Annotated in this window: 13 protein-coding genes; 10 read left to right on the top strand and 3 right to left on the bottom strand. The window is 64.7% G+C overall.

Annotation, left to right across the window (positions count from 1 at the left end; all coding sequences use genetic code 11):
• The first annotated feature begins 43 nt into the window (after window positions 1-43).
• From BKA25_RS24295 to BKA25_RS24285, 3 genes are all read left to right on the top strand, one after another.
• Window positions 44-3955 (top strand): DNA-directed RNA polymerase subunit beta', encoded by a 3912-nt coding sequence (locus tag BKA25_RS24295; protein WP_069846366.1) that lies wholly within the window; start codon window positions 44-46, stop codon window positions 3953-3955.
• 330 nt (window positions 3956-4285) lie between these two features.
• Window positions 4286-5146 (top strand): helix-turn-helix domain-containing protein, encoded by an 861-nt coding sequence (locus BKA25_RS24290; RefSeq protein WP_069846368.1) that lies wholly within the window; start codon window positions 4286-4288, stop codon window positions 5144-5146.
• A gap of 13 nt (window positions 5147-5159) precedes the next feature.
• Window positions 5160-5408 carry a DUF397 domain-containing protein gene (locus BKA25_RS24285; RefSeq protein WP_236750464.1) on the top strand — a complete coding sequence of 83 codons (249 nt, stop codon included), beginning with the start codon at window positions 5160-5162 and terminating at the stop codon, window positions 5406-5408.
• 410 nt (window positions 5409-5818) lie between these two features.
• Here the strand turns inward: BKA25_RS24285 and BKA25_RS24280 are convergent, their stop codons facing one another.
• Entirely contained in the window at window positions 5819-6577 is a 759-nt protein-coding gene (locus BKA25_RS24280; protein ID WP_157420918.1) for a hypothetical protein, read from the bottom strand.
• Between the two features lie 32 nt (window positions 6578-6609).
• Window positions 6610-7584 carry an ABC transporter ATP-binding protein gene (locus BKA25_RS24275; protein ID WP_084642463.1) on the bottom strand — a complete coding sequence of 325 codons (975 nt, stop codon included), beginning with the start codon at window positions 7582-7584 and terminating at the stop codon, window positions 6610-6612.
• A gap of 146 nt (window positions 7585-7730) precedes the next feature.
• Here BKA25_RS24275 and BKA25_RS28530 point away from each other — a divergent pair, with 146 nt between their 5' ends.
• The 3 genes from BKA25_RS28530 to BKA25_RS24260 all read left to right on the top strand — a co-directional run bounded on the left by BKA25_RS28530 (window position 7731) and on the right by BKA25_RS24260 (window position 10055).
• Window positions 7731-8909 carry a sensor histidine kinase gene (locus BKA25_RS28530; protein ID WP_069846371.1) on the top strand — a complete coding sequence of 393 codons (1179 nt, stop codon included), beginning with the start codon at window positions 7731-7733 and terminating at the stop codon, window positions 8907-8909.
• Window positions 8906-9511 carry a response regulator transcription factor gene (locus tag BKA25_RS24265; RefSeq protein ID WP_069853227.1) on the top strand — a complete coding sequence of 202 codons (606 nt, stop codon included), beginning with the start codon at window positions 8906-8908 and terminating at the stop codon, window positions 9509-9511. Before BKA25_RS28530 ends, BKA25_RS24265 begins: the two co-directional genes overlap by 4 nt.
• A 325-nt stretch (window positions 9512-9836) precedes the next feature.
• Window positions 9837-10055, top strand: a complete 219-nt coding sequence (locus BKA25_RS24260; RefSeq protein ID WP_069846373.1) for a hypothetical protein — start codon at window positions 9837-9839, stop codon at window positions 10053-10055.
• 11 nt (window positions 10056-10066) lie between these two features.
• On the opposite strand, the gene BKA25_RS24255 is transcribed toward BKA25_RS24260, so the two are convergent.
• Window positions 10067-10444, bottom strand: a complete 378-nt coding sequence (locus BKA25_RS24255; RefSeq protein WP_069846375.1) for a hypothetical protein — start codon at window positions 10442-10444, stop codon at window positions 10067-10069.
• Between the two features lie 378 nt (window positions 10445-10822).
• Between BKA25_RS24255 and rpsL the strand changes: the two genes are divergently transcribed.
• The 4 genes from rpsL (at window position 10823) to tuf (ending at window position 15298) form a co-directional block, all read left to right on the top strand.
• Window positions 10823-11197 carry a 30S ribosomal protein S12 gene (gene rpsL, locus BKA25_RS24250; RefSeq protein ID WP_069846376.1) on the top strand — a complete coding sequence of 125 codons (375 nt, stop codon included), beginning with the start codon at window positions 10823-10825 and terminating at the stop codon, window positions 11195-11197.
• 2 nt (window positions 11198-11199) lie between these two features.
• Window positions 11200-11670, top strand: coding sequence for a 30S ribosomal protein S7 (gene rpsG / locus BKA25_RS24245; protein WP_069846378.1), 471 nt, complete (start codon window positions 11200-11202; stop codon window positions 11668-11670).
• A gap of 142 nt (window positions 11671-11812) precedes the next feature.
• Window positions 11813-13912 (top strand): elongation factor G, encoded by a 2100-nt coding sequence (gene fusA, locus BKA25_RS24240; RefSeq protein ID WP_069846380.1) that lies wholly within the window; start codon window positions 11813-11815, stop codon window positions 13910-13912.
• Window positions 13913-14104: 192 nt separating this feature from the next.
• Window positions 14105-15298 (top strand): elongation factor Tu, encoded by a 1194-nt coding sequence (gene tuf / locus BKA25_RS24235; RefSeq protein WP_069846382.1) that lies wholly within the window; start codon window positions 14105-14107, stop codon window positions 15296-15298.
• Window positions 15299-15741: the final 443 nt, after the last annotated feature.

Genomic DNA, 15741 nt, shown 5'->3' with positions numbered 1-15741 from the left:
TCCCTCTCGGATCTGAACCAACTATCAGGGGAGAAGAACCGGCGTGCTGGACGTCAACTTCTTCGATGAACTCCGTATCGGCCTGGCCACGGCAGACGACATTCGTCAGTGGTCCTACGGCGAGGTCAAGAAGCCCGAGACCATCAACTACCGCACTCTCAAGCCGGAGAAGGACGGTCTCTTCTGCGAGAAGATCTTCGGTCCCATGCGGGACTGGGAGTGCTACTGCGGTAAGTACAAGCGTGTCCGCTTCAAGGGCATCGTCTGTGAGCGCTGTGGCGTCGAGGTGACTCGGTCCAAGGTCCGTCGTGAGCGGATGGGCCACATCGAGCTGGCCGCACCGGTCACGCACATCTGGTACTTCAAGGGTGTGCCGAGCCGGTTGGGTTACCTGCTCGACCTGGCCCCCAAGGACCTCGAGAAGATCATCTACTTCGCCGCGTACGTGATCACCTCGGTGAACACCGAACTCCGGCACAACGATCTGCCCACGCTGGAGAACGAGTTCGGCGTAGAGCGCAAGCGGGTCGAGGAGAAGCGGGACGCCGACATCGAGGCGCGCGCGCAGAAGCTCGAGGCCGACATCGCCGAGCTGGAGGCCGAGGGCGCCAAGAGCGACGTCCGCCGCAAGGTCAAGGAGGGCGGCGAGCGGGAGATGCGCCAGCTCCGCGACCGCGCCCAGCGTGAGCTGGACCGGCTCGACGAGATCTGGACGACCTTCACCAAGCTCGAGCCGAAGCAGCTCGTGCCCGATGAGTTGATCTACCGTGAGCTCTACGACCGTTACGGTGACTACTTCACCGGCGGCATGGGCGCGGAGTCGATCCAGTCCCTGCTGGGGACCTTCGACATCGCCCGTGAGGCGGAGATCCTTCGGGACACCATCCGCAACGGCAAGGGCCAGAAGAAGCTCCGTGCGCTGAAGCGGTTGAAGGTCGTCGCGGCGTTCCTGGCGACCGGGAACAACCCGCAGGGCATGGTCCTGGACTGCACCCCGGTGATCCCGCCGGACCTGCGTCCCATGGTCCAGCTCGACGGTGGCCGGTTCGCCACCTCCGACCTGAACGACCTCTACCGTCGGGTGATCAACCGGAACAACCGGTTGAAGCGGCTGATCGACCTCGGCGCTCCCGAGATCATCGTCAACAACGAGAAGCGGATGCTCCAGGAGGCCGTCGACGCACTGTTCGACAACGGCCGCCGGGGACGTCCGGTCACCGGACCGGGCAACCGCCCGCTGAAGTCGTTGTCCGACCTCCTCAAGGGCAAGCAGGGTCGGTTCCGGCAGAACCTGCTCGGTAAGCGTGTCGACTACTCGGGCCGTTCGGTCATCGTGGTCGGTCCGCAGCTCAAGCTGCACCAGTGCGGCCTACCGAAGCAGATGGCGTTGGAGCTGTTCAAGCCGTTCGTCATGAAGCGGCTGGTCGACCTGAACCATGCGCAGAACATCAAGTCGGCCAAGCGGATGGTCGAGCGGCAGCGCGGCCAGGTGTGGGACGTCCTCGAAGAGGTCATCACCGAGCACCCGGTGTTGCTGAACCGTGCACCGACGCTGCACCGCCTCGGTATCCAGGCCTTCGAGCCGCAGCTCGTCGAGGGCAAGGCGATCCAGCTGCACCCGCTGGTCTGTGAGGCGTTCAACGCCGACTTCGACGGCGACCAGATGGCGGTCCACCTTCCGCTGTCGGCCGAGGCGCAGGCCGAGGCCCGCATCCTGATGCTGTCCAGCAACAACATCCTCTCGCCTGCTTCGGGTAGGCCCCTGGCGATGCCGCGACTGGACATGGTCACCGGTATCTACTTCCTCACCAAGGTCCGCGAGGGAGCAGAGGGCGAGGGACACGCGTTCACCTCCCCATCCGAGGCGATCATGGCCTACGACCGGGGTGCGCTCTCCCTGCACGCCAAGGCGAAGATCCGGGTCACCGACCGGGTTCCGCCGCGCGGCAAGGAGCCGGAAGGCTGGGAGCCGGGTAAGACCTGGCTGGCGGAGACCACGCTCGGCCGGGTGCTGTTCAACGACCTGCTCCCTGCGGACTACCCGTTCATCGACGAGCTGCTTCCGAAGAAGAAGCAGGCTGCGATCGTGAACGACCTCGCGGAGCGCTACCCGATGGTCGTCGTTGCGCAGACGCTGGACAAGCTCAAGGACGCCGGATTCCACTGGGCGACGCGTTCGGGTATCACCATCTCCATCTCGGACGTCGTTGTTCCTGCCAACAAGCAGGAAATCCTCGACAAGTACGAGCTGGAAGCCAGCCGTATCGAGAAGCGGTACCAGCGTGGTGCCCTCTCCTACAGCGAGCGCAACAGCGAGTTGGTCAAGGTCTGGCAGCGGGCGAAGGACGAAGTCGCTGAGGCGATGGAGAAGAACTTCCCCGAGGACAACCCGATCCCGACGATCGTGAAGTCGGGTGCGGCGGGCAACATGACGCAGGTCGTCCAGCTGGCCGGTATGCGTGGCGTGGTGTCCAACACCAAGGGTGAGTACATCCCTCGGCCGATCAAGGCGAACTTCCGTGAGGGCCTGTCGGTGCTGGAGTACTTCATCTCCACGCACGGCACCCGTAAGGGTCTCGCCGACACCGCGATTCGTACCGCCGACTCGGGTTACCTGACCCGGCGTCTGGTGGACGTCTCGCAGGACGTCATCATCCGCGAGACCGACTGCGGCACCGAGCGCGGCATCATCATGCCGATCGGTGATGACGGCACCGAGGGACGTCTCATCCGCGACGTCCACGTCGAGACCAGCGTCTACTCGCGTAGCTCTGCGGAAGACGTCACCGACGAGGACGGCAACGTCCTGCTCGCCAGAGGCTCCGACCTCGGTGACCCGGCGATCGAGACGCTGCTGAGCGCGGGCGTGTCGAAGCTCAAGGTCCGCAGCGTGCTGACCTGTGAGTCCGCTGTCGGTGTGTGTGCGGTCTGCTACGGCCGTTCGATGGCGACCGGCAAGCTGGTCGACATCGGTGAGGCCGTCGGCATCGTCGCCGCGCAGTCGATCGGTGAGCCGGGTACGCAGCTGACGATGCGTACCTTCCACCAGGGCGGCGTCGCGGGTGACGACATCACCACCGGTCTGCCCCGTGTCCAGGAGCTGTTCGAGGCTCGAATCCCGAAGGGTAAGGCGCCGATCTCCGAGGTCGACGGCCGAATCCAGCTGGAGGAGGGCGACCGCTTCCGGAAGATCACCATCATTCCGGACGACGGCAGCGAGGAGATCGTTCACGACAAGCTGTCTCGGCGGCAGTGGTTGGCCACCGTCCAGGTGGACGACAGCGAGCGGCCGTTGCAGGACGGCGACCGGGTGACGGTCGGCCAGCAGCTGCTCGAAGGTGCGGTCGACCCGCACGAGGTGCTGCGAGTGATGGGCCCGAGGGAAGCACAGCTTCACCTGGTTCGCGAGGTGCAGAAGGTGTATCGGACGCAGAGCGTCTCGATCCACGACAAGCACATCGAGGTCATCGTTCGCCAGATGCTTCGTCGGGTTACGGTCATCGACTCCGGTTCGACCGAGTTCCTTCCTGCATCCTGGGCGGAGCGCAGCGTGTTCGAGGCGGCCAACCGTCGGGTGGTGGCCCAGGGCGGCGAGCCCGCCTCGGGTCGTCCGGTCCTGATGGGTATCACGAAGGCTTCGCTGGCGACCGAGTCCTGGCTGTCGGCGGCCTCGTTCCAGGAGACCACCAGAGTGCTCACCGATGCCGCGATCAACGGCAAGAGCGACAAGCTGGTCGGTCTCAAGGAGAACGTGATCATCGGTAAGTTGATCCCGGCGGGTACCGGAATCAACCGCTACCGCAACATCCAGGTGCAGCCGACTGAGGAGGCACGGGCCGCGGCCTACGCGATCCCGTCCTACGACGACGGCTACTACACGCCTGATGTGTTCGGTACCGGCACCGGTGCGGCAGTGCCGCTGGACGATTACGACTTCGGTCGTGACTTCCGCTGATTGACATCGCGTGAGGCGAGGGCCCCGGAGCATTGCTCCGGGGCCCTCGGTCGTTGGTCGGGCCCGTGCGCCGGTCAGTGGCCACGAGCGGGAGACGGGCTGCTGTGCGGTCGTATGCGGTTCGAGCGGGCTTCGTGGGGCTGCATGGTCGAGGTCGCGGGCAGAGAAGCCGGAGGAGCCATGTTCGTTGCCCTGAACGGGGGCTCCGGGCCGCCGATTCGGTTAGCGGAATCACGGTTTTTCGGCAGAGCACCCGATCTTGCTTGAATACGGCCGCAGACCAGAGAAGATTTAGGTGGTCAGTTCACTCGTCAAGAAAGAGGCGCTTCGATGGCGAAGGTCACGCCAACCGCAAAGAAGCTGTTGCTCGGCCGAGAGATCGCCTACCTGCGAGATCGTGCTGGTCTGTCGCAGAGCGAGGCCGCCGCGTTGATTGAGAAACGACAAAGCCAGTTCACCGCCCTGGAGTCCGGACAGGCCAGCATCACCCCCGGGGACCTACGCCTGTTGCTTAACGGCTTGGGAGTCACCGAGGAACAGCACATCAGTGCTCTGCTGGAGTTACGCCGGGGTAACCATCAGCGCGGGAGGTGGACCGGTATTCGCAGTCTCTACAACGAGGACTTCCGGACGCTGGTGGACCTCGAAGAGCACTGTGACCTGATTCGGACAGTCGAGTGCGAGGTTCCACCCGGCCTGCTGCAGTGTGAGGCATTCATTCGCGCTCTTTACTCCTACGCCCATGCCGGGCCGGACCTCGACGACCGGGTCCAAGCGCGACTGGCCCGGCAAGCGATCTACCACAAGCCGGACCCGCCCCAGGCGGCGTTCGTGATCTCGGAGTCGTCGGTGCGTAGGCAGTATGGCCCTCCTGAGGTGATGCGTGAGCAGATCGACTACATGATCGGGCTATCCAGACTGCCCAATGTTCGGCTCCAGGTGCTGCCGTTCAAGACCCGTGTGCAGAGTGCGTCGATCCGCGACGGCTTCGTCCTCCTGCGCATCCCGTCGCCTGGAGTCGCCGGCGCGCTGGAGTTCGCCTACACCGAGAACGAGGCTGAACTGCGCTATTTGGACGATAAGCGCACTGTCACCACATTGGACACTGCCTGGGCCCGATTGGCCGGGGTAGCACTGAACTTCGATGACTCCCGCAGTTTCCTTCGCTCGGTAGCGGATGAGTACTGTTGAGACGCCGTCATCCATGACCAGCTATGGAGCCCAGGACATGAAAGCCAAGCCGACTGAGTTCTCTCGGTTCGACTTCCGAACGTCCAGTTACAGCGGTGAGAACGGCAACAACTGTGTCGAGGTCGCGCGGCTGACCGATGTGGTCGGCCTCCGCGACAGTAAGGTCGAGTTCGGGACCTCGCACGACGTGGTGCTTCAGGTGTCGCTGTCGGCCTTCGCAGGCTTGCTTACTGCAGTAAAGGACGGGCGGTTGAGCCGCTAGTCGCCGATCGGGCGGGCCCGCGCAGCGCCGCGCGGCGTCCCCGATCCACAACTTCTGACCGGATGGCACGGATCAGGCGAGCCTTGATGGGTTGCTGTATCACGGCAGGCGCTGCGGCAGACCCATGACGCAGGCCATCGATAAGTCCGTTTTCCAGGCCGATTGGAGCACCGACGCAGCGAACGGCACTTCCATCACGCACCGCCTGCTGTCACCGGAAATAGTGATCCTCCGGATCCAGATGGCTGTTCCATCCGAGAACAGCGGGTGAATGCATGCCGACGGACCGGTGAATCAGCAGACTGCCGACACCAGCCGGATTGCAAGTGCGTTGTCGGCGATCCGGCTGTCGGTTTCTTCCGATCCCGATGTGCGCCCACCTCGGGACCGGGGATGACGCGGTCGCGGTATCAGGACCTCGGTTCCCAACGAAACGACTTCCTGATCAGAGCTGCCATGAGCACCACCCACAGCGCCGTGCTCGCGAGCGCCAGCAAACCGACCGGTGGCAGGTTGGCAGGGGCGGTGACGAGAGATTCGCCGGCCCAACCCATCGCGATCAACTCCGCAGGCCCGACCACCGGCATGGCTAAGCCGACCAAAGCGAGATCAGGGTCGGGATGCATCCGCAGGAACATTCCGGCGAATGCCGCGATGAGCAACGGTCCGGAGGTGAGCTGCATCAGCTCTACCGTCCTGGTCAGGTTGGCCGTGGCCAGGCCTGCCAACATCGTGACGCCGATGGCGAGTAACAGCCCGGCGGCGACGAGCAGCGGCTGCTCGGGTGCGGGTGCACCCGCCAGTGCGAAGAGGGCTAGCAGTACCGCTACCTGCCCCAGCGCGACGGCCGCAGTCGGCATCAGGACACCTAAGATCACGCCCGCGTCGCTGAGCTCGCTGGTACGCAGGCGTTTCAAGACCAATGCTTGGCGCCGGGCGGTCACCACGGTGGTGCTCACGAGGTAGCCGGCGAGGACCAGCAGCATGAGAATGCGGTCGCCGATGATGGCACCCCAGCTCGGGTCCGCGGTGTCGGGTGCCGAGATCCAGGTGACGATACCGAGGGCGAGCGGCACTAGGACCGTGGTCATAGCGGTCATCGGGCGGCGGAACAGCAGCTTGAGTTCGACGAGGCCGAACCGAACTGCTCGCAAGGCGGTCGCGGACATCTCTTGTCTCCTATTCAGCGTGGCATCGCTGGTCACGAGGTGCCGACTCGGAGGAAGATCTCTTCGAGCGAGGCGTTGGCTGCGGAGAGATCGGCCAGCACGACGTGGTGATCGGTTGCCCAGCGGAGCAGGGCTGCGAGATCGGCTTGTAGCGACTTGGTCTCGACGGTGAGCCGCAGGCCCTCCGAGGTGGGCGCCAGATCGACCTGGCCTTGTAGGGCAGGCAGTGCGACGCCTGAGGCCGCGGGCAACGTCGCTGCGATGCGAGCAGGGTGTCGAGCCAGCAGTTCGCTCATCGTGCCGAGCACCTGGATCCGGCCTTGGTGCATGATCGCCACACGATCGGCCAGTGCTTGAGCCTCGTTCAGATAGTGCGTGGTCAGCACGATTGTGGAACCCGCCTCGCGGAGGCTGCGCACGGTGGCCCAAAGCCGTTGTCGGGACTCCGGGTCGAGGCCGGTGCTCGGCTCGTCGAGGATGATCAGTTGCGGTCGGCCCCAGATCGCGAGCCCGAAGTCCAACCGGCGGCGCTCCCCACCGGAGAGCCGCTCGACGGCGACCTCCTGCCGATCGTCGAGGCCGATCAGCTCGAGAACAGCCTCGACTCGATCGGTCCTACTGCTCAGGCCCGCCCACATTCGCAGGGTCTCCGCCGCGGTGAGCTCATTGATCAGTCCGGCCTCCTGGAGCATGGTCCCGGTCCGGGCGGCCAAGGCCTGTCGGTGCCGCTGAGGGTCGAGCCCCAGCACTTGGACGGTTCCGCTGGAGGGTGCACGGAAGCCTTCGATCAGTTCTAGCGTGGTCGTCTTGCCTGCTCCGTTCGTACCGAGCAGCGCGAAGATCTCGCCGTGCCGAATCTCGAAATCGAGATGGTCGACCGCGAGGAATTCTCCATAGCGGAAACTCAGCGCATCGAGGCGGATTACCGCCTCGGATTCGTTGGTCGGGCGGTGCCGAAGACGCTCCGACGGTGGTCGGCGCGGTGCGGATGACGTTGTCGGTTTCATGCAGTTCATGGTTGTCCGCCGATGTTTCCGCTGGTAGTAGCAGCTGTCACCGGTATTGATGACAGTTGTCAGCGACTGGCATGACAGTTGTCATGACCTTCGGCGGTTCGGCGGCTCTTGGATGATTCGGTGGCTACGGTGAGCCCATGACCTCAGCCGCGCCGCTCGAACTATTGCGTCGTCGCACGCTGGTGGCGGTAGTCGGCTCGGCTTTCGGAGCCGCCGCCCTGCCGGTGGCGATGATTCTGAATCTGAGTGAAGGCGGAGTCACTGCGGCGACGCTCGCCGTGGGTTCTCTCGCCTTCAATGTCCTGCACTGGTCCTGCCTACGTCGCGGACTTCGCGCTCCTGCGGAGCCGATCCCGTTGACGGTGACCGTTTCACTGCTGGCCTTGTCCGGCCTACTGAGCGTGGTCGGTAGTGGGGACGGCGAACTGGGTTGGCTGTGGTTCGTCTTCATCGGGTTCGCTGCGGCAGATCTGGCGATCGGCAGACCACCGCAGTTCGCCCGGGCAGTGGCCATTGGCTCAGGAGTGGTGAGCGCGATCTCGGTGGTGACCATCGGCTTGTTACAAGAACCTCGGATCGAGGCGTTCGAGCTGGCCATCATGGGCGGGCTGTCTTTGATATTGGTCTCGGGCACCGTGTACGGCGAGCCGAGTTCACTGACCAGTTGGCGCTCGACCATGGAGCTGGAGGTCGAGCGGCGCAGCTCAGCCGAGCTCGCTGCGCAACGGGAGCGGTTACGCATGTCCGAAGACCTGCACGACATGCTCGGCCACACTCTCGAGGTGGTGGCGCTGAAGGCAGAGTTGGCCACCAGGCTCAATCCGACGGATCCGGTGCGAGCACAGGCCGAGATGTCGGAGGTGCAACGACTGGCTCGTGAATCGCTGGCCGACGTCCGATCGCTGGTCCGGTCCAACAAGGAGCCCGACCTGGTGACCGAGCTGGAGAGTGTTCGCGCCTTGTTGGCTTCGGCGGGTATCGGGTGCGAGGTCGTCGGTGACGCGACCAAACTCGATGTCGCCGGAAGACAGCTACTCGGACGTGTCCTACGTGAAGCGGCGACGAACCTGTTGCGACACGCGGAGCCAGGACACTGCCGGATCACGGTCGAACGATCCGGCGGGTACGCCCGGCTGGTGGTGATCAACGATGGCCTTGCGGATCCGCAGAGCGATGGCAGCGGAACGGGTTTGGCAGGTCTTCGACGCAGGCTCGCCGAGCAGGGCGGTGCCTTGTCGGCCGATCCGGATGAAACGTCCGGTACCTTCCGCATCGAGGCGTCGCTTCCCGACGGAGGCACGGGAGGCACGTGGTGATCCGGGTAGTACTCGCCGATGATGAGCAGCTGACGCGGGATGCGGTCGCCGCTCTCTTGTCACTGGAACCTGATCTGGATGTGGTTGGCCAGGCTGCGGACGGTGTCGCCGCCCTACGGCTGGTGGGGGAACTGTCTCCGGACATCGTCGTGCTGGACGTCGAGATGCCGGGCGTCCCGGGCCCCGATGTGGTCGAACGCATCACCGGGATGGGCGTGAGCACCCGGTGCGTGATCATCACCCGTCATGCTCGTCCGGGTGTCCTGCGCCGCTCCTTGGAAGTGGGAGCTCGCGGTTTTCTGCCCAAGGACGTACCGGTCTCCCGACTGGCCGAGGCGATCCGACGGGTCCACTCGGGTGGGCGTTACGTCGATCCAGACATGGCTGCGGACTCACTGGCGCAATCGGCGTGTCCGCTGACGATCCGAGAACGAGAGGTGTTGGCGATGGTCGCCGATGCGCGCAGTGGCGCGGACATCGCACGCTCCGTACACCTGTCCTCCGGGACCGTGCGCAACTACCTGTCGTCGGCCATGACCAAGCTCTCCGCGAGGTCTCGCGCCGAGGCCGCTCGGATAGCCCGTGACCGCGGGTGGATCTGATCGCGGCCGCATCGAATCGATCGACCGCGCGTCGAGCAGGTCTGCAGGGTGATGAACCGCCGTTGCGGGGCGGTGCTTCGTCGCGAATGGCAGGCAGCCGGCGGCGAGGCCAGCTACATCGCAACGTGGATCCGAGCTGGGGGAGACCGGCGGCTGTCGGCGACGGCCCTCCGGGGCCGCGGTCACGCTGATTCGCTCGGCTGGACGGCGGATGGTCGGCGTTGGGTGGCGGCGGCCACCCAACCTGAGGGTGTCCTCCCGGCTTTCGTCGAGATCACCGAGGTCGTATCCAGCTGGCGGTCGCGACTGCCGGCAGGCTGGGGCGATGAGCGAACTGACCTTCGGCGAGGAAGTCCAGAGCCTCATCGCGGCGTACTCCGACTTGGTGGTGCGGGCAGGCGAAGTCGATGGCGAGCGGGAGAAGGACCCACAGGCGACCGCCGAGGCGATCGAGGTTGGGGAACGTCTGATCGACGTGCTGACCGCGAAGGCGAGCGAGTACCGGGAGTCGGTGGCCTTGTTGCGCGGACAGCTCGCGGACTGACGACGCGAGTTTCAGGGGCGATCCATCCGGTCTTTCAGCCGTCGGATGTGTTCCTCCACGGAGCGTTGGTGCTCGGCGGAGGCCTTCGGGTCGGCGCGTACCAGGGCCAACGCTGCCTCGGCCGAGAGCTGAGCGCACATCATCATGTCCAGCACCGCCTCTCGGCGGTCCTCCGTGTCGGCCTCCTGAAGAAGCGGTCGGAGGTTCCGCACCATCTGTTCCATGTCCCGCGCGGAGTCTCGGAGCGCATCGCGGGCGGCGACCATCGCAGCACGTCCTCGGTTGAGCTGATCCATGGCCGCATGGCGTCGTTCCGGTGAGAGGTCGTCGAGGCTGCGCAGCAGGTCCTCGCTGGGTTCGAAGTTCCAGATGTCCTTCTCCGCGCTCATCTGTTCAGCCTGGCATGGATCACTCGGTTGTCGCCCGAGATCCGCGTTAAGCTGGCTGCAGGTGCCCGACACCGTCACTCCAGTGACCCCGTTTTGACCCGTCCTGGTGGGTGCGGGTATCTTTGCTGCCTGGGCCCGACTTGTGTTGGGCTGGTCTGTGTGTCTGTGATCGTTGGCTCATCGCCACCGTAACCACAGGACGGTGGAAGTCTTCCGGGTTGCCGAGGTCTCATGCCTGTGGGCGTGGGCGGGCGACACGCCCGACCTCGGGTTACGGGGGGCAGCCGCGTGACCTAGACATGACCCGCCAGGGTCACATATAGCCTGAGGTGCTCAAAGGGGCACCTTTACGTTGCGAACGGAAGAAGTAGCCGGTCCATGCCCACGATCCAGCAGCTGGTCCGCAAGGGCCGCCAGGACAAGGTCACCAAGACCAAGACCGCGGCGCTCAAGGGGAGCCCGCAGCGGCGCGGTGTGTGCACCCGCGTCTACACGACCACCCCTAAGAAGCCCAACTCGGCGCTGCGCAAGGTCGCGCGTGTCAAGCTGACCAGCGGCATCGAGGTGACGGCCTACATCCCCGGTGAGGGCCACAACCTGCAGGAGCACTCGATGGTGCTCGTTCGTGGCGGCCGTGTGAAGGACCTGCCCGGTGTTCGTTACAAGATCATCCGTGGCTCTCTTGACACGCAGGGCGTGAAGAACCGCAAGCAGGCCCGCAGCCGCTACGGCGCGAAGAAGGAGAAGAGCTAACCATGCCCCGCAAGGGACCGGCCCCTAAGCGGCCGCTTATCTCCGACCCGGTGTACGCCTCGCCGCTGGTGACCCAGCTCATCAACAAGGTGCTGGTCGACGGCAAGCGTTCGGTGGCTGAGAAGATCGTGTACGAAGCCCTCGAGGGCAGTCGCGAGAAGACCGGCACGGACCCGGTCGTGACGCTCAAGCGCGCGCTCGACAACGTCAAGCCCGCTCTAGAGGTGCGCAGCCGCCGTGTCGGTGGCGCGACCTACCAGGTGCCGGTCGAGGTTCGGGCGAGCCGCTCGACCACGCTGGCCCTGCGGTGGCTGGTCGGTTTCTCCCGGCAGCGCCGTGAGAAGACGATGGTCGAGCGCTTGATGAACGAGCTGCTGGACGCGAGCAACGGACTCGGGGCGAGCGTGAAGCGCCGCGAGGACACGCACAAGATGGCCGAATCGAACAAGGCCTTCGCGCATTACCGCTGGTGATCGAGGATGCCCGACATGATCGACCTCGTCGATCTTGGCGGCCGCTCGGGTCGGACAACGATCCGGGTGTCTGCTGTTGTCGGGCCTTCGGCCACCCCTAAAGACAGCTAGTCCAAGCTGATCAGGAACGGGGAAGACTCTCGTGGCACGCGACGTGCTGACCGACCTGGCCAAGGTCCGCAACATCGGGATCATGGCCCACATCGACGCGGGCAAGACCACCACCACCGAGCGGATCCTTTTCTACACCGGGATCAACTACAAGCTCGGTGAGGTGCACGACGGCGCGGCGACGATGGACTGGATGGAGGAGGAGCAGAAGCGGGGTATCACCATCACCTCGGCTGCGACCACCACCTTCTGGGCAGACCACCAGATCAACATCATCGACACTCCCGGGCACGTCGACTTCACCGTTGAGGTGGAACGGTCGCTGCGCGTGCTCGACGGCGCGGTAGCGGTCTTCGACGGCAAGGAAGGCGTCGAGCCGCAGTCCGAGCAGGTCTGGCGGCAGGCGGACAAGTACGAGGTTCCGCGGGTCTGCTTCGTCAACAAGATGGACAAGCTGGGCGCCGACTTCTACTTCACCGTGCGCACGATCGAGGAGCGTCTCGGCGCTCGTCCGCTGGTCATCCAGCTGCCGATCGGCGCGGAGAACGACTTCGCCGGTGTCATCGACCTGGTGAACATGCGCGCGCTGACCTGGCGTGGCGACGTTCAGAAGGGCGAGGACTACGAGGTCGAGGAGATCCCGGCGGAGCTGGCCGACAAGGCCGCCGAGTACCGGGAGAAGCTCCTCGAGGCAGTCGCCGAGACCGACGACGCGCTTATGGAGTCCTACCTCGGTGGCGAGGAGCTGACCCTCGAGCAGATCAAGGCGGGCATCCGCAAGCTCACGGTCGAGCGGCTCGCCTACCCGGTGCTCTGTGGTTCCGCGTTCAAGAACAAGGGCGTGCAGCCCATGCTCGACGCGGTCATCGACTACCTGCCCTCGCCGCTGGACGTCCCGCCGATGGAGGGCCTGCTGCCCGACGGAGAGACCCCGGCCACGCGACTGCCCAGCATCGACGAGCCGTTCTCCGCTCTTGCATTCAAGATCGCGGCGCACCCGTTCTTCGGCAAGCTGACCTACATCCGGGTCTACTCGGGCAAGGTCAGCGCCGGTACGCAGCTCGTCAACGCGACCAAGGACCGTAAGGAGCGCATCGGGAAGCTCTTCCAGATGCACTCCAACAAGGAGAACCCGGTCGACGAGGCACAGGCGGGTCACATCTACGCGGTGATCGGTCTCAAGGAGACCACCACCGGTGACACGCTGGCCGACGCGCAGAAGCCGGTTGTCCTGGAGTCGATGAGCTTCCCGGACCCGGTGATCCAGGTCGCGATCGAGCCGAAGACCAAGAGTGACCAGGAGAAGCTGGGCACCGCGATTCAGAAGCTCGCCGAGGAAGACCCGACCTTCCAGGTCAGGCTCGACGAGGAGACCGGTCAGACCGTCATCGCCGGTATGGGCGAGCTGCACCTCGAGGTGCTGGTCAACCGGATGAAGAGCGACTACAAGGTCGAGGCGAACATCGGTAAGCCGCAGGTGGCCTACCGGGAGACGATCCGCAAGACGATCGAGAAGGTCGAGTACACCCACAAGAAGCAGACGGGTGGCTCCGGTCAGTTCGCTCGGGTGATCGTGAAGCTCGAACCGCTGGAGAGCACCGACGGTGCGCTCTACGAGTTCGAGAACAAGGTCACCGGCGGTCGCGTTCCGAGGGAGTACATTCCGTCGGTCGACGCCGGTGGTCAGGACGCGATGCAGTACGGCGTGCTGGCTGGGTACCCGTTGGTGGGGTTGAAGTTCACCCTGCTCGACGGTGCCTACCACGAGGTGGACTCGTCCGAGATGGCCTTCAAGATCGCGGGTTCGATGGCGATGAAGGAAGCCGCTCGTAAGGCATCTCCTGCTTTGCTCGAGCCTATGATGGCTGTCGAGGTGACGACCCCTGAGGACTACATGGGCGATGTCATCGGCGACCTCAACTCCCGTCGTGGCCAGATTCAGGCCATGGAGGAGCGCAGTGGTGCACGCGTCGTCAAGGCGCTCGTTCCTCTGTCGGAGATGTTCGGGTACGTCGGCGATCTGCGTTCCAGGACGCAGGGTCGTGCGAACTACTCGATGCAGTTCGACTCCTACGCCGAGGTTCCGGCGAACGTCGCAAAGGAGATCATCGCGAAGGCCACGGGTGAGTGAGTCTCACCTTTGGTGAGCGACTCGACCAGCCAACGCAACTCCAGCGGTAAGAGCTCCGGGGCCGACCTGGCTCCGGGGCTCTCCGAGGGGGAAATGTCATCGGCCGCCTCGAACGGGCGGCAAAAATCGAAACCGTCGAGCACACAAACTCAGTCCGTGCGGCGGAAAGATTAAGTCCAGGAGGACAAACCAGTGGCGAAGGCGAAGTTCGAGCGGACGAAGCCGCACGTCAACATCGGCACCATCGGTCACATTGACCATGGCAAGACCACGCTGACCGCGGCGATCTCCAAGGTGCTTCACGACAAGTACCCCGACCTGAACCCTCTGATGGCGTTCGACTCGATCGACAAGGCGCCCGAGGAGAAGCAGCGCGGTATCACGATCTCGATCGCGCACATCGAGTACCAGACGGAGAAGCGCCACTACGCGCACGTCGACTGCCCCGGTCACGCTGACTACGTGAAGAACATGATCACGGGTGCGGCGCAGATGGACGGCGCGATCCTCGTGGTAGCCGCGACCGACGGTCCGATGCCGCAGACCCGTGAGCACGTGCTGCTGGCCCGCCAGGTCGGTGTGCCCTACATCGTTGTCGCCCTGAACAAGGCCGACATGGTGGACGACGAGGAGATCTTCGAGCTCGTCGAGATGGAGGTCCGCGAGCTGCTGTCGGCTCAGGAGTTCCCGGGCGACGACCTGCCGGTCGTGCGCGTGTCCGCGCTGAAGGCTCTCGAGGGCGACGCCGAGTGGGGCGCGAAGCTCGTCGAGCTGATGGACGCCGTCGACGAGAACATCCCCGAGCCGGAGCGTGAGATCGACAAGGCATTCCTGATGCCGGTCGAGGACGTCTTCACCATCACCGGACGTGGCACCGTCGTCACCGGCCGTATCGAGCGCGGCATCGTCAAGGTGAACGAGGAGGTGGAGGTCGTCGGTATCAAGGAGAAGTCCCTGAAGACGACCGTCACCAGCATCGAGATGTTCAACAAGTTCCTCGACGAGGGCCAGGCGGGCGACAACGCCGCTCTGCTGCTCCGCGGCATCAAGCGCGAGCAGGTCGAGCGCGGCATGGTCGTCACCAAGCCGGGCTCCAACACCCCGCACACCAGCTTCGAGGCCGAGGTCTACATCCTCTCGAAGGATGAGGGTGGCCGTCACACGCCGTTCTTCAACAACTACCGTCCCCAGTTCTACTTCCGGACGACGGACGTGACCGGCGTGGTCACCCTGCCCGAGGGCACCGAGATGGTCCTGCCCGGCGACAACACGTCGATCTCGGTGGAGCTGATCCAGCCCATCGCGATGGACGAGGGTCTGCGGCTGGCGATTCGTGAGGGCGGTCGCACCGTCGGCGCGGGTCGCGTCACCAAGATCAACAAGTGACTCACCGTGGGGGAGGCTCCTGATTCAGGGGCCTCCCCCACCCCGATTTGGAGCCCTACCTCGGGGTATGGCATCCTGTCAGGGTTGCTCGTGCCGGGATGAGTCCTGGCGCGGGCGCCCCGCGCCCGCAGCCCTTGAGGATCGCCTCGAGTTCGGCGTCGGCCGAGGGTTGTACCGGCGCAGAGTCCCACTCTCGGGACTATGCGGGGTGCACGGGGTCGAAAGATCCAACCACCGATGACGTCACTGGCATCGGTCTGAGCATCGGGCGCGACACGCCCGACCGCGTGGACCGGGTGACGGTGACGACTGGCAGTGTTATTTCCTGAATAGGGTGTCTCCTTACGCAGGGGAGCAGCACGGGCCGGGAGGATCCAGGTCGGGATCAACGCGAGGCAACCGCAGCGTGTTAGTCAGAAGCGGCACGAGATTAGAGGAACGGC

It is taken from the genome of Actinoalloteichus hymeniacidonis (assembly GCF_014203365.1).
GTDB classification, from domain to species: Bacteria; Actinomycetota; Actinomycetes; order Mycobacteriales; family Pseudonocardiaceae; genus Actinoalloteichus_A; species Actinoalloteichus_A hymeniacidonis.
The sequence above is the reverse complement of the archived record's forward strand: the minus strand, read 5'-3'. Positions and strand labels throughout refer to the sequence as shown.